Raw genomic sequence first — 15,966 nt, 5'->3', positions numbered from 1 at the left:
GCTGATATTGCGCCTCAGAAAAACAGTGAGGCGACTTTATACAGCCCGAGACATACCACAAAGAGCACGATTGCAGCACCGGAGAGGTTGCTGAACGTGCTGTTTCTGTATGTGGCAGGCAGTGATTTCCGGTTCATGACGGCTAATAAAAATACCGCAATAAAGGGCAGAAGCAGCCCGTTAGTGGCCTGAGCGAACAAAATGGCGAGTAATGGTTTAATGCCGATGCTGGCGATAATCACACCGCTCAGAATTACTACCAGCCACACTCCTTTAAATAACCTGCCTGTCATATCCGCTGGTTTACCTAAAGCGCCGCACACCGCGTAGGATGCTGCCAGAGGGGCGGTTATAGCGCTGGTGAGACCGGCAGCGAACAAACCGGCGGCAAAAAACCACTGTGCATAATCCCCGAGTACCGGCGCAAGCTGACGGCTCATATTACCGGCATCAAGAGACTCACTCTGTCCGTAAAACGCGGTCATTGCGGTGGCAACGATAATCATCGTGATAATGCCCCCGAACCCGATGGCGGTTACAGATTGCTTCCGGCAGGCCTTCAGAGCGGCATCGTCGTTTGTTTTCCCGTACTGCTGTGCCACAAGGCTGGCATGTAAGAACAGGTTGTAAGGGACGATAGTGGTGCCTACAAGAGCCAGCACCATGGTAATCGTGCCAGCATCAAGTTGCGGATGGAGAAGTTGACTGAGCATGGCAGACCAGTCCGGTCCGGCAAAAAACAGGGTGATGACAAACACCAGCGCCATGATGGCAACCAGTGACACCAGCACCGACTCAATTAATTTGTACTTTCCGGTGTACAACAACAGCGCTGCGAGCGCGCCCAGGATGACAGCCCATTGAGACGTACCTAACGGAGTAATGGCATCCAGGCCTATGGCTGCCCCGGTAAGGTTTCCGGATTCATAGGCCGCATTGCCAATACCGATAGCGGACACAATCAAAGCTGCAATGGTAATGCGTAAGGCTTTATTTTCTGTCAGTGTCATTAAGGCATCCGACAAACCTTTTCCGGTTCCTGTACCAAGCCGCGCAGCCATATCCTGCAGTACCATAGTGGCTATTACAGAAAACAGGAGTGCCCAAACAAGGTGAAAACCAAAACCTGCGCCGGCCATACTGGCCGTTGTCACCGTTCCCGGACCTATAAAAGCCGCCGCGACAATATAGCCTGATTTGTCACTTGCCATACTGCGTACTCCATTTAAGTGTTATTGTTATAGTGCATGCAGCATAACGATTCTTCGTGGTTAATCAAAGTGTTCAGAATAAATGGAAAATAACAGCACGCCGTTTTCATCTTTATTTGCAGAGCCGGCTCTGGCGGCTTTGCTCCCGTCGCAATGCCATTGTCGCGGATTCATCTTCGCTGTGGCAACCAGTCCTGAAATTCCTATGCCTGAACAATGGATGCCCTGGCTGGTGGCGAATGCGCCGGTGGCGGCTTCTGATGTGTCGTTTGAACACATGGCAGAGGGCCTGATGGACGGTTTAAGGCAGAACTTGCAGGCGATGAGAAATAATACGTCGTTGCTGCCCGGAGTTTGTCAGTGGCATGACAATGCCGCAGAGCGCAAGGAGTTAACGGCATGGCTTTCCGGCTTGCTCAGCGCCCATGGCAGGCTTGAACCGGTATGGCAAAGAGCATGGCAACTGGCAGTGGCAAACCCTGAGAAAGATAAAGGCGTGAAGGGAAGCGAAGATCCTGCAAAGCGGCTGTCCCGCTGTCTTAAGTTATTTTCAACACTGGCGAATCCCGATCTCGCAATGGAAAGGCGTACAGATGAACAGGCAGCGGCTTTGCAACAGCATCTTCCGCAACTGGCTGCACAGTTACCGGCGATGCTGAAAGAGTATGTTAATCTGGCCGGAGAACTGGCCGGTGTTTTACCTGATCAATTTGAAGCTTTTGTGCAGATGAAAGAGTAGGGGCGTCCGCCGGCTTGAAAAGCTTTACTTAAGTCGTTGGGCGAGATTGTGACGCATTGAGCTGATGTACCTGTTCAGTTCCACCCGCGCCGCTTCATAGGCGTCGTTGAGTTCGTCTGAATCCGGCTCTTTCAGAAGCGCCTGAAAAGCCTCATCGGTCTTTTCCAGTAAGGATTTCAAATGTTCGTTACTCACATCCATGTCTTGGTTTGCCTTGTCACGTTTCCGGAGAAAATTCGCCACAAAATTGCTTCCTTTAATTTTATGACAACGATATCGCTTAGGATAAAGCGGGTTAAACTGGCCTGCTAATGGTTTTTAGAACGGTTTAACGACAGCTAAGATCACAATTGCCAGTAAAAGTAATACGGGTGCTTCATTTAAAAAACGGTAAAACTTAGGCGACCGGGTATTTTCGTCGCGGGCAAATTGATTAACCAGTTTAAATAAATAGAAGTGATATGCATAAATGGCAAGTAAAAGCGTTAGTTTAACATGTAGCCACGCTGAAGCCCGGAACCAGGCCATGCCGTAAACGTAAATCAGGGACACACCGAATATAAGTGTTAATATGGCAAAAGGCGTGACAAAAAACCATAGCCTTCTTTCCATTATTTTAAATTGATCGCGAATATTTTGTTCTTTTGCTTCTGCATGATAAACAAACAGCCGCGGAAGATAAAAAATTCCCGCCAGCCAGGCGACCATAAAAAAGATGTGTAACGCTTTTAACCACAAAATCATAACCGGTTTCCGTTAATACTGTGCTCTTTGCAGGAAGGTTTGCAGAATGTTCCAGGTAATTACCCCTTTGACTTCCTGCACAGACTGGTCGTATACATACACCGCTCCGCTACGGCCGTTCTTCAGCTTTTCGTACACTTCGTGCAACGTGGCCTGACTGCTGACACCTTCCATACTGAAATAACTCAATGGGTGTGCATTATGGTCCAGACTGACATCGTATTGAACCAGTTTGTAATGCACATCCAGCTCTGTGCGGGATTTCTGTACCACCACGTAAGTGGGATTCTCAGACAGATAATTTTCGATAGCCTGTTCCGGCGCATCCAGAAACAGTTTGTATTCCGTGGTCATGGCTGCCAGCACACCGGTTTTTTCCAGTGCTTCGCGGATAGAGGTCACGGCATACGGCAGATTCTGATAATCGAGCTGACGGATAAAGATAGACCGGTTGCCTAAAAACTGGGTGGCCGTAACGTATGCCGGCACAATCACCAGCATGGCCGGCAGAATGATTTCCGGACTGTACGACAACTCCATCACCGCCGACAGTGCAGCGAGGGGGGCATGCAGTACTGCTGTAAGCATGCCTGCAACGCCGAGCAGGGCAAAGCTGCTGGTGTAGTCATCAACATCTACCAGCGATTGCAGGGGCATTAGCAGTACAGAGCCCGCCAGCATACCAATCACCATGACAGGCCCGATGATACCACCCGGGACGCCCAGTCCGATGGTAAAAATCGCCAGGATCAGTTTGGCCGAAAGAATCGACAGGAGTAGTAAGGTGCCCGGATGGGTGTGGAAAAGATGGTCCACATCATCAAAGCTGGCGCCTAAACTTTCCGGCAGGAAAATGCCGATGGTACCGGTGATAAGCGCTGCAAGAATGAGTCGCCAGATCATATTAATCGGCCGGAAAAATTGCATTACCCGCATCAGTTGAGAATTAAATAAGGTTGCCAGCGCACCAAGAGCAATGCCAAGGAAAATGAAATAGAAATACATCCATTCATCAAAGGCGGCGATGGCGAGAAAGGATAACTCGTTCACTTCCCCGAACACCATACGGGTGAGCACCGAACCTATGGCTGCCGCCAGCATCACCGGTACGAAGATGTGAATTTTATATTCTCTGAGCACCACTTCCATTACAAAGATGACTGCGGCGAAGGGGGTGTTGAATGAAGCTGATATACCGGCTGCAATGCCGCAACCCGCCAGTATACGAATACTGTTATAGGGAAGACGTAACCACTGGCCAAGGAAGCTGCTGCCAAATGCACCAAGGTGTACAGACGGCCCTTCGCGGCCAACAACAAAACCGCCGGCCAGCGCCAGCATACCGCCAAAGAATTGATTAATTGTGGTTCGGAACGGGATCAGTCCGTAATGATGTTTAACACGGTGGATAACGAAAGGAATGCCGAGGCGGTAATGTTTGAACCCCGTGATCCAGGCAATGATCAGGATGCAGGCCACTGCACACAGCGGCATCAGAAACCACACCATCCATTCATCGGAAACCACTTGCTTTAACAACGTAAGCGCACTACCTTGCACCCATTCCACACATAACCGGAACAGGATTATCAGGCCGGCAGCAATGAGGCCACCCACAATGCCCAGCATACACACCTGAACGGAGGTTCTGGGATGGGCTAGTTCCTGGCGAAGTGCTGAAAGTCGCATTAAAGTGGCTTATCCTTTTGCTGTGGCGTTATTCTATCATAAGTCACTGCTTTTCCTATCAAGTAGTGTGCCTGTTTGTTGGTTTAAAATTGAATAAAGAAGAACAATGAAGTTACCGTTACAACGCGCTGAATTAATCCAAAAATGGGGGCTGTACAGGTTTACCCTGGCCTGTGTGGCCGGATTGTTGTTTATGCTGGTCACGGGTTATCAGCTGGCGCAGTTTCAGCAGCAAAACGAAGAAAAAGTCGCGCTGAGTGAAAAGCAGACCCGGCAATATCTGGAAGATGAAAACGCAGCGTTACGAAAGCAGGTTGCTGCATTACAGGTAGAGAGCGTAATGGCTGCCAGCTCGGTGTCATCGTACAAGAAGATGCTCGAAGCCAGAGAGCAGCAGGGGCGTTCTTTAGAAGAACAGCTCAGCTTTTATCAGCGGGTGGTTGCTCCGGAAGTGACTCAGGACGGCTTTTTTATCGACGGGATCCAGGTATCTCCCCTGGCCAGTGATAACCGTTACCGGCTCAAGGCGGTGTTACTCCAGCAAAATGAAAATAAAGCCATGCTGAAAGGTGAGCTTGCGGTACTCATTAAAGGGAGCCTGGGCGGAAAACCTCACGAAATTAAAGCTGGTGAGGGGGGATTTCTACCCAATGGAAACATCAAATGGGGATTTAAGTTTTTCCAGACCGTTGATGAGGAGTTCACACTACCGGCTGGATTTATTCCTGAACAGATTGTGTTTTCCACAGAGGTATTTCAATGGAAAAGCAAACGGGGGGAGTATATCAACAGCGTAAACTGGATTGATGTATACGACTCCCCGCCAGAGGAGGGGAGTCTGGACAGTTAAACGTCAGGTTTATTCTGTTTCCAGTTGCATCAGCAGATTGGTTTTTACCTGCTCTGCATTAAAGGTTTCGTTGTCTTCCGGCGCGGTGCCTTTACCCATCTTTATATTCAGCGTACTCTCAATTTGACTCTGCTCACGGCCGCCAATGAAAACTCCGGTGGAAACCATGGTCTGAGGCTGCCAGCTTGTCCGGCAGGTAAGTGCACCGCATTCAGTCACCCGGGCGTAGCGCTGTGAAAACATCGTCTCAGGACCCGTCGATACGGTTTCTTTATCCACGAGTGTTTCGCGCTCCGTTACCGTAAACCAGTCATATTGATTTTCCAGCGTAATTTCAGCAGCACGAAGCATGGCGTAATCCATGGCTCTGGTTTTATCTGAGCCTCTGGCTTTGAAGTACACGCGGTATTGTGTATCGGTAAGTTTGGTTTCCGTATAACCGAAGCCGCCATTCGAGGCTTCGCGGTATGCAGGCTGGCTGGCACAGGCGGCCAGCGTAAGGGTAAGGGCAACAATTAGTAATGATGTAACTTTATTCATTAGTGTCTCCTGCGCCTGATTGTCAGGCTGTCATAACATCACTGTTTTTTACAGAAAACTAAAGAATAAGTTCAGTTACGGTTAACGCTTCATCGGTTGAGCAGCCAGGTCATCCACACTATGACCCAGCAAAGTACGGCGCAAATCATTTGCCAGAACAGGACAGGATTACGTTCCAGCAAAGGAGAGAATGTTTGTTCACTGACAATGAGATCTTTCGGATTACTTAACGCGGTTTCGAACTCAGAATAGGCATTAAACCGCTTCTCCCGTTCCGGTTGCGTGGCTTTTTTCAGGCAGATATCCAGCCACGCCGGCAGATCGGGACGAAATGACTTCAGGCTGCGGTACTTGTATTCAAAAACGTTGGCCGGAATATAATCCTTAAATTTAAAGGGCTGGTAGGGGAGTTCGCCGGTGAACATTTCGTACACCACAACCCCGAGAGAAAACAGGTCGGATTGAAAATCGCTGTGGTTATCGATCAAAAATTCCGGCGCAATATAGTTTACCGATCCCACCGGGTAGTCTTCCTGCTCCTGTTCACCGGTTTCCAGCAGAGCCTTTACCTGTACAGTACCGAAATCAATGATTTTGACTTCACCGGTATCGGTTAGCATGATGTTTTCCGGTTTGATGTCGCGGTACACCATATCATTGCGCTGAAATACTCTGAGTCCGGCAATTATTTGTTTAACGATGCGGCGTACCTGTTCAGGGGCGGGCTTCGGATTATCAATCATCCACTGTCGCAGGGTGATCCCTTCAACGTATTCGCAGATGTGATAAATAAATCTGGCATTGTCAGGCCGGGGAAAGACCTTCATCACGGCGGGGTTATCCAGGTGTTTGCCTATCCACTCTTCCCGCAGAAAACCCTTCAGATGGGTGGGGTCGTCTTCAAAATACTCTGTAGGCGTTTTTAAGCCGTACACTTTACCGGTTTTTTCATCGGCGACTTTATACAAACTGGAGCGGGTACCATTAAAAAACTGTTCAATCACCCGGTAACCGTCAACTTTGTGGCCGGGTTCCAGCGGCGGTAACAGGCGCAAGAAATCCAGCATTGCATCCGCATCCGCGGCATCACCGGCGGGTAAATCATTCACTTTCACCAGCAGACAGGTTGTGTTGTCGTCACTGCCGGCTTTCAGGGCTGCACTGACGATATTAAATGCCGTTTGTTCGAGATCATTGGTGTGACTGTCGAGATGCTGACGGATTTGCCTTGAAGACAAAAAGTTAGTAACGCCGTCGGTTGTCAGTACGTAAATTTCATCTTTATTCAGCGCAAAGCGGGAAAAATCCACATCCAGTTTTGCCTCCAGCCCGATGGCACGGGTGAGGACAATATTGCTGCCCTGTCTGGCTGAATGATCACGGCTGAGTTGTTCCAGGTTGCCCTGAGAATAGCGGTAGATCCGGCTGTCTCCCACGTGGAGCATAAATCCGCAGCGGGATTTGAATATCACGCTGCTGAGCGTGGTGAGCATCTGGCTGTAGCCACCGTGAGAATAGTCATACTGCCCGTGACACCAGCGGTTGAGACTGTTAAGTACCTGACCGGCGGCGCGCTGAACGGTCCAGCTTGCCGGGGTTTGCATATAGTCGTGAATAAAGTTGGTGACGGCTGTGTTGGCCGCTTCCTTTGCCCGTGTACAGGCAGACACGCCGTCGGCAATGGCGACGGCGATACCTTTGTCTTTTACTGCGTGGTCTCTGGCTTGCCAGGCCGCAAAGGCATCCTGATTTTCATCTTTGATGCCCTGCGTACTGTAACCGCCAAAACTGAGATCTAATTGAGACAAACGGAAGGGCCTTAGTGTGAACCTACCTGAATAAGTTCAACTGTACCATCTTCATTGACTTCGGTAATAGTACCTCCCGGTTCACGCATGAATAGCAGTGCTACAAAGCCCAGTGCAGCAGTGGCACTGATCACCAGGAAGAAGACGGAGGCATCGACAAAAGAGTAAACCGTTAAATATGTCACCGCACCCACATTACCGTAAGCACCTGTCATTCCTGCTATCTGGCCGGTCAGGCGACGCTTGATGAGCGGCACCACGGCAAATACAGCACCTTCACCGGATTGCACGAAGAAAGAGCAAGCCATAACGGCAAGGACTGCCAGCCAGACGGGCCATTGACCGGTAATATGACTTAACGTGAAGTAGCCCAGTGCCAGACCTGCGGTGAGGATAAGCAGGGTTTTCTTACGGCCGAACTTGTCAGAAATTAAGCCACCGCCGGGGCGGGACATCAGATTCATAAATGCATACATACCCGCCAGCAGGCCGGCTGTTGCCATTGACAGTTCAAAGGTTTCAGCAAAGAAAGCCGGTAACATTGAAACTACGGCCAGTTCTGAACCAAAGGTCGCAAAATACAGGATGTTCAGAACCGCAACCTGTTTAAACTCATAACGGTGTTCAGGAGCAACCGGCGTTTTAAATATTTCGCGGTTCACTTTGAAGGTAGACCAGGCATCAAAAAGATACAGCGCAGCCAGTAGCACATAGAGGGTTACCGCTACACTTTCGCTGAGCATGGCTACGCCTTGCGGGGATAATTTCCAGTTCAGTAGTGCCAGCGCGGCATACATAGGTGTTTTCATCACCAGCAGAAAGATGAAATCGCCTTTACTGGTGACTTCCATCCCACCCAGGTTTTTCGGACGGAAGTAAGTCGAGCCTTTGGGCGTATCTGTGACGTTGGTGAAGTAAATCACACTGAAGATCAGGCAAAGTACTCCGGTAAGGGCAACGGCGTAGCGCCAGCCATCATCACCGCCAAACAGCAGCGCCAGCGCCGGTAAGGTAAATGCTGCAGCCGCAGAGCCAAAGTTGCCCCAGCCACCATACACACCCTCGGCAGTGCCCAACTCTTTAGGAGGGAACCACTCACTGACCATACGGATACCAATGACAAAACCAGCGCCGATAAAGCCCAAAGCAAAACGGGCGATAGCTAACTGAGTGAAATTGTCGGCGAAGGCAAATACAAAACAGGGGACAGAGCAGACGGCAAGCAATGCGGAATAAACGATGCGGGGGCCGTATTTATCAGTGAGTGCACCAATGATCACTCGGGCCGGAATGGTCAGCGCCACATTGAGGATCAGTAAGGTCTTCCATTCTTCAATGCTCAGCCCCATATCATTCATGATCACCTGTTTAAGCGGTGCCATGTTGAACCACACCACGAAGGTCACGAAGAAGACCATCCATGACAGGTGGAGAATTTTCATTTTTCCGGTGAAGGAGAAAAGATTAAATTTTTCAACACTCATTGATTGTGCCCTTAAATAAAAAAACCCGGCGCTGATAGTTCAACGCCGGGCATCATTGCCTGATAACAGATTGTGTCACATCCGGTCTTCGGCCGGCTCTGTGGTAAAAACTCATTATGCTGGAAAGCATGGGATGTTAACCCGACATAGAGTTAGCGAAAACCATGCCTGTTTTTTTATTTCATGATTTCAATGAGTTAGAAATTCACCCGGACACGTTGCCCATGTCGGTTGCATTGTTTTGGTGCGCTCGTCTTCGTGTGGTGCAAACGAATGTTGTTTTCAGCAGTTTCCGGTCAGAGTCGCGGAGCACAGGATTGCGCGGATTAGTTGATTGATTTGGTCAGGTATTAGATAATTAGCCATATCCCGTTCACCGGCTCTGCTACTGAGCTGATGTGTGGTCCCGGCCTGTTCAGGGTTGTGAGACGTTCAGGGATGTTTTCAGGGCGAAAGCCCGTGGTATTTTGCGAGGTAACTATGTCTGTAGAAATGGCGCTGCCAATCGATTTTTCTGATTCTGCTGCGAAGAAAGTGAAAGAGCTGGTCACAGAGGAAGAAAATCCGAATCTGAAATTGCGTGTGTATGTCACTGGCGGTGGCTGCTCGGGCTTTCAGTATGGCTTCACTTTCGACGAGAAGGTAAATGAAGGTGACATGACCATCGAAAAAGACAGCGTTACGCTGGTGGTCGATCCTATGAGCCTGCAATATCTGGTGGGCGGTACCGTTGATTATGTAGACGGTCTGGAAGGTTCCCGCTTCCTGGTGGATAACCCCAACGCCACAACCACCTGCGGGTGTGGTTCAAGCTTCAGTATCTGAATATCCTGTAACTCATCATTCTCTCAGGTGCACCGGTCTGATTTAACCTGTGCACCCTGTACCATTTTCCGGTTATACCCGTTACTGTGTCGTCATTACTTTGTTCTCAATGTTGCTGAGGAATTTTATGATGAAACTGTACGGCTCCGTTACATCGCCTTATGTTCGCCGCATACGCATCGTGCTGTCTGCTACAGAGCACGAATTTATTAATCTGAACATCTTTGAGGGTGAGGGCCGGGACATACTGGCATCTAAAAATCCTACTCTGAAAGTGCCGTGTCTTGAAGATGATGGTCAGTTAATCTTCGACTCCCGTGTGATCCACAGTTATTTGCTGGCAAAGCTGGATTTGCCACCTCTGAGCTGGGACCAGGAAAACCAGTTGACGATGATTGACGGTGCCAACGACTCGTTTGTTCAGCTTTTCATGCTGAAGCGTTCAGGCATTGAGGCCACCAACGATCAGTTGTTTGTCCGCCTGCAGAAAGAACGTATTGCTTCTACGCTTGGCTTACTGAATGAAATGGTCAGTGCCGGCGAGTTTGATGGCTGGGGTTATCCGTCGGTGGCGTTATTTACACTTATTGACTGGGTTGAGTTCCGTGAACTGCATCCCCTTTCCGGTCTTGATGCGCTGAAAGCCTTCCGCGAACAGCACATTGACCGGATAGAGGTCACCGCTACTGATCCCCGCGGATAAGCACTAATAGCCCCGTGTAAAATCGAACTGATGCATCAGGGGCTGACAGGATAAATAACGCTGTAAGTTATCTGCAAATAGCGCAGCCACATCGGCAGGGCGGGATTCCGCCGCGGTGTGCTGCGTTATTTTGATTTTGGGGTGTTGCCAGAATGGGTGTGAGGCTGGCAATGGTTCTTCATTAAAGACATCCAGTACCGCGGCTTTCAATTGCCCGTTATCCAGTGAAAAGAGCACATCCTCTTCTACGATGGCAGAGCCCCGCCCGGCATTAATCAGTACACATTCACCGGGCAATGCAGAAAAGAAATCAGCATTCAGTAAACCTCTTGTGTCCGGCGTATCCGGCATCAGATTCAGTACAAAATCGCACCGGCCGGCAAACTCATGCACTGACGCCTGCGTGTACATCGCCGTGTAACCTGCTTTCGGTTTACCACTGCGGCTTAACCCGATGATATTCAACCCGAATACTTCTGCCACCGGTAATATTGCATCCGCAATGGAACCCGCGCCGGTGATCCCGAGCGTTTTACCCTGCAAACGGGCGTAGCGGGGAGGTGACCAGACAGCATTGCGTTGTGCTTGTGCATAATCATCAACAGAGCGGGAATAGTGCAACAGCCAGGTAAATACATATTCCCTCATCTGTACCCCGAAAATCCCCTTTGCTGCTGTCAGCAGATAGTCTTGTCTGTCCAGCGCCAGTAAGGGTCTGTTGCCCGCCCAAACCGACTGACACCATTTCAGTGCCGGCATTTGGGGGATCACCAGGGCAGCAAGGTCAGGATCCGCCAGCAGAATGGTGACACTGTCTTTGTCCACATCCACCGGTTCCGTTGTAATGCAATCAAGTACCACGTTGTCAGGGAGTAATGCGGGGATCAACGGCGCATATTCCTGCGCTTCATTGCTGAGCACTGCCAGCTTATGGGTGTTCATAGGGCATACCGGTTGTTGTTTATATTTCATTGTGCGGGAACAAAAATGCCCGCATAGCGGGCATTTTCAGTATGTTCATTGTCTGCGCGACAGGCTTATTTCATCGCCAGCATCAGACGCTTGGTGTTATCCAGCTGACCTAAGCGTACCTCAGCAATTTTCATAAAGGCGTCTTTTTCTGATGAGTCGATAGGACGCGCTTTCGGCAACTCTACGGTTCTGGGGTTACGGTGTACACCATCTACCAGAAATTCATAGTGAAGGTGAGCGCCGGTTACCATACCTGTTGAACCAAGATAGCCTACTGTCTGGCCCTGTTTCACCGTGTCACCACGCTTCACACCACGCTTTTTAAGGTGCAGGTACTTGGTGACGTATTTCTCACCATGCTGAATGAACACGTAGTTACCATTAAAGCGGTTATACGACGCTTCAATAACCTTACCGTCACCGGCGGCCATGATTGGCGTACCGACGGCTGCCACGTAGTCTGTACCGTTGTGAGATTTCCAGCGTTTCTGCACCGGATGGAAACGGGCTTTAGTAAAGTTAGAGCTCACGTATTTGAAGTTAATCGGCGCACGTAAAAAGCTTTTACGCATGCTGCGGCCTTCCGGCGTATAGTAATTGCCGTCATCATGCTGGATAGCAACAAAGCGCTCACCCTGATTCACAAATTCAGCGGCAACGATATCGCCGTAGCCCACAAATTCGCCGTCGATATAATTTTCTTCATACACGATATTGAACAAATCGCCCTGACGGATACCCATAGCGAAGTCAATATCCCAGCCGAAAATACCCGCAAGGTGCATGATCTGATTGTCGGTCAGACCGGCATCAACACCTGCATTCCAGAAGCTGGAGTCGATTTCACCCTGTGCAAAGCTGTAGCGGGTTTCGATTTCTTTCGCTTCCAGCTGAGCGGTGAGGCCATCGTCTTCAGCATTGCGCTTGATAAGCAACGCTTCTTTATAAGAAATGGCGTAACGCAGTCCGTCAAAACTGCCATCTTCACCGGCGCGCAACTGCAACTCGTCACCCGGAATCAGGGTGACCAGGGTTTTTGCCAGTTCGCCTGCCTGAGTCACGTCATAAGTATCGCGGGCAGAAAAACCTGCACGCTTGAATATTTTAGCCAGTGTGTCGCCACGACCCACTTTGAATGTTTCCCAGTTACCCTCGTCTTCTTCGACATAGATTTCCGGCGTTTCAATGACTGAAAGCGCAACAGGGTAACGCACACCTGCGTCTAAAATCAGGGATTCCTGATGACGACTTGCTTCGACCGGTTCAGAAGGAAGAAGAATAAGACCACCCAGTAAAAAACTGGCGATCACCAATCCGGTCCGGTGTGGTTTGGGAAGATTTTTGAATGTTTTCAGAACCACGGTAAATTTCAATCTCATATTACTGCCCAGCCTGAGAATATCGTGTTACAGCACGACTTTCCACCAAAGCACCTGTAATTTCATGATTAGATCGCACAGGAAGCCGATTTTTGACGGTCAAGTCTTTCAAAGGTTCACCGGGATGCGTAAAATGCCCCGATTAAATTTTCCCAGTAAATGTAATAAGTGTGGAACGAGCATGACCGATTGGCAAACCGCTTTAGCTGAAATTAAACGGGGTACGGATGAGATCCTGCCTGAAGAAGAGTTAATTGAAAAACTCAAGTCAGGCAAGACGCTGACCATCAAGGCTGGTTTCGATCCTACGGCACCAGACTTACATTTGGGTCACACCGTCCTGATTAATAAACTTCGCACCTTTCAGCAGTTAGGCCATAACGTTGTGTTCCTGATCGGTGATTTCACCGGTCTTATCGGTGATCCTACCGGTAAAAACGTGACACGCAAGCCTTTAAGCAAAGAACAGGTATTGGAAAACGCTAAAACGTATCAGGAACAGGTATTCAAAATCCTCGATAAAGAGAAAACGCAGATTCGTTTTAACTCTGAGTGGATGGATGCGCTGGGTGCGGCTGGTATGATCAAACTGGCGGCCAGCCAGACGGTAGCCCGTATGCTTGAGCGTGATGACTTCAAAAAGCGTTACAACGGTGGTCAGCCAATCGCTATTCACGAATTCCTGTACCCGCTGGTTCAGGGTTATGATTCTGTTGCACTGAAATCAGATGTTGAGCTGGGCGGCACTGATCAGCGCTTTAATCTGTTAATGGGCCGTGAGCTGCAAAAAGAGAACGGTCTGAGCCAGCAGGCGGTAGTGATGGTACCACTGCTGGAAGGTTTAGACGGCGTGCAGAAAATGTCTAAATCGCTGAATAACTACATCGGTATTACTGATGCGCCGAACGATATGTTTGGTAAAGTGATGTCGATTTCTGATGATCTGATGTGGCGTTACTATGACCTGCTGAGCTTCCGTCCTCTTGAAGAAGTGGCAGAACTGAAAGCGAAGGTTGAAGCCGGTGCGAATCCCCGTGATATCAAAATCGAACTGGCAAAAGAGATCATCGCCCGTTTCCACGACGAAGCTGCAGCAGAAGGTGCGCATCAGGACTTTATTCAGCGTTTCCAGAAAAACGCCATCCCTGATGACATGCCGGAAGTGTCTGTTGCCATGGAAGCTGACGGGATTGCCATCGGTAACCTGCTGAAAGAAGCGGGGCTGGTGGGTTCTACCTCTGATGCCATGCGTATGATTAAGCAGGGCGCGGTGAAGATTGACGGTGAAAAAGTCGAAGATACCCGTCTGGTGATCACAGAAGCCGGTGAAGCCGTGTATCAGGTGGGTAAACGTAAGTTTGCCAGAGTTACACTGACAGCATAATTTTCCGGTGTCCGCCGCAGAAATAAGAAAACCCGCATGATTGCGGGTTTTTTAATGGCTGTTGATGTGTATTTACCGTAGCGGGCAGTGGCTGATTACGGAAATACAATCATCATTTCTGCCCCTTCGCATTCACAATAACCGGGACAAACAGGGCAATCATAGCCTTCATGGATGGAAGCATAACGCCATTTGCCGGGGTGTCTGGCAATCAGTTTACCGCCGTTTTTACTGAAATAACGAAAGGCACTGTTACCCGGACTACCCAGCCAGATATGGGCCAGGCCCGCCAGGGCACCCTGTTCCTTCGCTTTTTGTGTGGCGATTTCCAGCAACCGGCTGCCAATGCCACATCCCTGCAGACGATCGTCTACCGTATTACATTTGAAATAACACACCCGTGACGGATCCACCGGCCACTCTGCCACAGAACACCATTCGTCAGGCTGCCAGTGGGAGTGGGCAAAGGTCAGTCTGAATCCGGCGATCTCACCGTTGTACAGAGCAACGTAGCTGGCATTAATATTGTCGTGCCAGCCCTTATGATACATTTCTTCCAGAGAGAAATGAGACAGATAACCGTCACCCTGAATGCGGTTGCCTAATAACAACACGCCTTCAAAGTGCTCCGGCGCAAGGGGGACGTAAGTAATATCGCTGGCTGATGGCTTATTGTTTTTCATTTTTTATTATCTTTTATGCCATCCAGATGGAAATCCAGTGCTTCAACAGAGATCAGGATTTCCCGCACAGACATCCACAATGAATACATCAGACACACCAGACTGGAGGCGAATATCCAGTTTCCGGCCAGCTGATACGTCAGGTAAATGGCAAGCATGGATAAGACACACAGGAAAAAGCTGACAACACCGGCTATCTGCATGCGTTTTATGAATAAAATGCGCTGGCGCAGGTTACGGATTTGCGCCTGTGTGTTTTCGTCGCGGTTTTCACGGGCAAAGTTACGGATTATCGTTGCCAGTGTCAGGAAGCGGTTCGTGTAAGCCAGGAGCAACAGTGAAATCGCCGGAAACAACATGGCCGGCGTAGCAATATCTATCTGCATTGACGTATCTGCTTAAAATGAAAGCGCGGAATACTACCAGCTTAATCCGGTTTCTGCCATACAGGCAAGCAATCACATTCTCTCTACGGGCAAACCGGCTTCTGTCCAGCCCAGCATATCGCCTTCAAGGTGACTGATACCGGTGAACTGCTTCTGTTCCAGCATCTGCATTGCTATTTGCGCCCGACGCCCGGAGCGGCAGTAAATAATGATAGGTTTGTCTTTGGCATCATTCAGCTGTTCCACATAGTCGCCGATGGCTTCGTGAGGCATGTTGATGGCGCCGGGAATATGGCCGTCAGCGTATTCCTGCGGAGTACGCACGTCGATGAGTAACCACTCGTCGGCTTTCACTTTTTCCAGCATGAAAGGCGTTGCCTGAACTGAGCGGAATCCGTCGGCTTCGGCTTCTTTTGGCCAGTAAAAGGTTGTTGCAACAACGGCAACGATAATAAGAGCAGAAACAACAATGATTTTGCGCATGAGGTTATCCGTCACTATGTTCCGTATATCTGTTTTAACCTGTGTTTCCGGTGCAGTGTACACTATTTGAACAAGGCGTGCAGAAC

At 49.5% G+C, this 15,966-nt stretch carries 17 protein-coding genes; 5 read left to right on the top strand and 12 right to left on the bottom strand.

Going from position 1 to position 15,966, the window contains the following annotated elements; all coding sequences use genetic code 11:
- Positions 1-14: 14 nt before the first annotated feature.
- Positions 15-1,211 (bottom strand): Nramp family divalent metal transporter, encoded by a 1,197-nt coding sequence (locus tag ACXAG2_RS11755; RefSeq protein ID WP_474867165.1) that lies wholly within the window; start codon positions 1,209-1,211, stop codon positions 15-17.
- 82 nt (positions 1,212-1,293) lie between these two features.
- Here ACXAG2_RS11755 and ACXAG2_RS11750 point away from each other — a divergent pair, with 82 nt between their 5' ends.
- Entirely contained in the window at positions 1,294-1,950 is a 657-nt protein-coding gene (locus tag ACXAG2_RS11750) for a UPF0149 family protein (protein WP_474867162.1), read from the top strand.
- Positions 1,951-1,974: 24 nt separating this feature from the next.
- On the opposite strand, the gene ACXAG2_RS11745 is transcribed toward ACXAG2_RS11750, so the two are convergent.
- The 3 genes from ACXAG2_RS11745 to ACXAG2_RS11735 all read right to left on the bottom strand — a co-directional run bounded on the left by ACXAG2_RS11745 (position 1,975) and on the right by ACXAG2_RS11735 (position 4,383).
- Positions 1,975-2,193 (bottom strand): hypothetical protein, encoded by a 219-nt coding sequence (locus ACXAG2_RS11745; RefSeq protein ID WP_474867159.1) that lies wholly within the window; start codon positions 2,191-2,193, stop codon positions 1,975-1,977.
- Positions 2,194-2,268: 75 nt separating this feature from the next.
- The gene (hemJ, locus tag ACXAG2_RS11740; protein ID WP_119502300.1) at positions 2,269-2,694 is read right to left on the bottom strand and encodes a protoporphyrinogen oxidase HemJ; all 426 of its coding nucleotides are present in this window, start codon (positions 2,692-2,694) and stop codon (positions 2,269-2,271) included.
- A gap of 12 nt (positions 2,695-2,706) precedes the next feature.
- Positions 2,707-4,383 carry a chloride channel protein gene (locus ACXAG2_RS11735; protein ID WP_474843150.1) on the bottom strand — a complete coding sequence of 559 codons (1,677 nt, stop codon included), beginning with the start codon at positions 4,381-4,383 and terminating at the stop codon, positions 2,707-2,709.
- Between the two features lie 106 nt (positions 4,384-4,489).
- Here ACXAG2_RS11735 and ACXAG2_RS11730 point away from each other — a divergent pair, with 106 nt between their 5' ends.
- Positions 4,490-5,233 (top strand): DUF6776 family protein, encoded by a 744-nt coding sequence (locus tag ACXAG2_RS11730; RefSeq protein ID WP_474867156.1) that lies wholly within the window; start codon positions 4,490-4,492, stop codon positions 5,231-5,233.
- 9 nt (positions 5,234-5,242) lie between these two features.
- Here the strand turns inward: ACXAG2_RS11730 and ACXAG2_RS11725 are convergent, their stop codons facing one another.
- The 3 genes from ACXAG2_RS11725 to ACXAG2_RS11715 form a co-directional block, all read right to left on the bottom strand.
- Positions 5,243-5,773 carry a CC0125/CC1285 family lipoprotein gene (locus ACXAG2_RS11725; RefSeq protein WP_474843146.1) on the bottom strand — a complete coding sequence of 177 codons (531 nt, stop codon included), beginning with the start codon at positions 5,771-5,773 and terminating at the stop codon, positions 5,243-5,245.
- Positions 5,774-5,862: 89 nt separating this feature from the next.
- Positions 5,863-7,581 carry a bifunctional protein-serine/threonine kinase/phosphatase gene (locus ACXAG2_RS11720; protein ID WP_474867153.1) on the bottom strand — a complete coding sequence of 573 codons (1,719 nt, stop codon included), beginning with the start codon at positions 7,579-7,581 and terminating at the stop codon, positions 5,863-5,865.
- 11 nt (positions 7,582-7,592) lie between these two features.
- Entirely contained in the window at positions 7,593-9,065 is a 1,473-nt protein-coding gene (locus ACXAG2_RS11715; protein ID WP_474867150.1) for a NarK family nitrate/nitrite MFS transporter, read from the bottom strand.
- Between the two features lie 480 nt (positions 9,066-9,545).
- Between ACXAG2_RS11715 and erpA the strand changes: the two genes are divergently transcribed.
- Positions 9,546-9,890, top strand: a complete 345-nt coding sequence (gene erpA, locus ACXAG2_RS11710) for an iron-sulfur cluster insertion protein ErpA (RefSeq protein WP_119502295.1) — start codon at positions 9,546-9,548, stop codon at positions 9,888-9,890.
- 130 nt (positions 9,891-10,020) lie between these two features.
- Positions 10,021-10,593: a glutathione S-transferase family protein gene (locus ACXAG2_RS11705; RefSeq protein WP_474867260.1), complete on the top strand. Its 573-nt coding sequence runs from the start codon at positions 10,021-10,023 to the stop codon at positions 10,591-10,593.
- 3 nt (positions 10,594-10,596) lie between these two features.
- On the opposite strand, the gene ACXAG2_RS11700 is transcribed toward ACXAG2_RS11705, so the two are convergent.
- Together ACXAG2_RS11700 and ACXAG2_RS11695 are read right to left on the bottom strand one after the other, a co-directional pair.
- A complete protein-coding gene (locus ACXAG2_RS11700) occupies positions 10,597-11,535 on the bottom strand; it encodes a D-2-hydroxyacid dehydrogenase (RefSeq protein ID WP_474867148.1) in 939 nt (312 codons plus the stop codon).
- 95 nt (positions 11,536-11,630) lie between these two features.
- The gene (locus ACXAG2_RS11695; protein WP_474843137.1) at positions 11,631-12,944 is read right to left on the bottom strand and encodes an OapA family protein; all 1,314 of its coding nucleotides are present in this window, start codon (positions 12,942-12,944) and stop codon (positions 11,631-11,633) included.
- Positions 12,945-13,125: 181 nt separating this feature from the next.
- Here ACXAG2_RS11695 and tyrS point away from each other — a divergent pair, with 181 nt between their 5' ends.
- The gene (tyrS, locus tag ACXAG2_RS11690; RefSeq protein WP_119502292.1) at positions 13,126-14,328 is read left to right on the top strand and encodes a tyrosine--tRNA ligase; all 1,203 of its coding nucleotides are present in this window, start codon (positions 13,126-13,128) and stop codon (positions 14,326-14,328) included.
- 95 nt (positions 14,329-14,423) lie between these two features.
- Here the strand turns inward: tyrS and ACXAG2_RS11685 are convergent, their stop codons facing one another.
- From ACXAG2_RS11685 to ACXAG2_RS11675, 3 genes are all read right to left on the bottom strand, one after another.
- Positions 14,424-15,011 (bottom strand): GNAT family N-acetyltransferase, encoded by a 588-nt coding sequence (locus ACXAG2_RS11685; protein ID WP_474867146.1) that lies wholly within the window; start codon positions 15,009-15,011, stop codon positions 14,424-14,426.
- A complete protein-coding gene (locus tag ACXAG2_RS11680) occupies positions 15,008-15,397 on the bottom strand; it encodes a DUF2721 domain-containing protein (protein ID WP_119502290.1) in 390 nt (129 codons plus the stop codon). The genes ACXAG2_RS11685 and ACXAG2_RS11680 overlap by 4 nt, the downstream gene beginning before the upstream one ends.
- A gap of 72 nt (positions 15,398-15,469) precedes the next feature.
- Positions 15,470-15,880 (bottom strand): rhodanese-like domain-containing protein, encoded by a 411-nt coding sequence (locus ACXAG2_RS11675; protein WP_119502289.1) that lies wholly within the window; start codon positions 15,878-15,880, stop codon positions 15,470-15,472.
- Positions 15,881-15,966: the final 86 nt, after the last annotated feature.

This window comes from Alteromonas sp. ABH4_456 (assembly GCF_056160645.1).
This window is presented reverse-complemented; position numbering and strand designations above follow the sequence as displayed.

Bases quoted from the DNA above. Each gene is read 5' to 3' on its own strand.
- ACXAG2_RS11755 (WP_474867165.1), bottom strand. From the start codon at position 1,211: ATGGCAAGTGACAAATCAGGCTATATTGTCGCGGCGGCTTTTATAGGT.
- ACXAG2_RS11750 (WP_474867162.1), top strand. From the start codon at position 1,294: ATGGAAAATAACAGCACGCCGTTTTCATCTTTATTTGCAGAGCCGGCT.
- hemJ (WP_119502300.1), bottom strand. From the start codon at position 2,694: ATGATTTTGTGGTTAAAAGCGTTACACATCTTTTTTATGGTCGCCTGG.
- ACXAG2_RS11735 (WP_474843150.1), bottom strand. From the start codon at position 4,383: ATGCGACTTTCAGCACTTCGCCAGGAACTAGCCCATCCCAGAACCTCC.
- ACXAG2_RS11730 (WP_474867156.1), top strand. From the start codon at position 4,490: ATGAAGTTACCGTTACAACGCGCTGAATTAATCCAAAAATGGGGGCTG.
- ACXAG2_RS11725 (WP_474843146.1), bottom strand. From the start codon at position 5,773: ATGAATAAAGTTACATCATTACTAATTGTTGCCCTTACCCTTACGCTG.
- ACXAG2_RS11715 (WP_474867150.1), bottom strand. From the start codon at position 9,065: ATGAGTGTTGAAAAATTTAATCTTTTCTCCTTCACCGGAAAAATGAAA.
- erpA (WP_119502295.1), top strand. From the start codon at position 9,546: ATGTCTGTAGAAATGGCGCTGCCAATCGATTTTTCTGATTCTGCTGCG.
- ACXAG2_RS11705 (WP_474867260.1), top strand. From the start codon at position 10,021: ATGAAACTGTACGGCTCCGTTACATCGCCTTATGTTCGCCGCATACGC.
- ACXAG2_RS11700 (WP_474867148.1), bottom strand. From the start codon at position 11,535: ATGAACACCCATAAGCTGGCAGTGCTCAGCAATGAAGCGCAGGAATAT.
- ACXAG2_RS11695 (WP_474843137.1), bottom strand. From the start codon at position 12,944: ATGAGATTGAAATTTACCGTGGTTCTGAAAACATTCAAAAATCTTCCC.
- tyrS (WP_119502292.1), top strand. From the start codon at position 13,126: ATGACCGATTGGCAAACCGCTTTAGCTGAAATTAAACGGGGTACGGAT.
- ACXAG2_RS11685 (WP_474867146.1), bottom strand. From the start codon at position 15,011: ATGAAAAACAATAAGCCATCAGCCAGCGATATTACTTACGTCCCCCTT.
- ACXAG2_RS11680 (WP_119502290.1), bottom strand. From the start codon at position 15,397: ATGCAGATAGATATTGCTACGCCGGCCATGTTGTTTCCGGCGATTTCA.
- ACXAG2_RS11675 (WP_119502289.1), bottom strand. From the start codon at position 15,880: ATGCGCAAAATCATTGTTGTTTCTGCTCTTATTATCGTTGCCGTTGTT.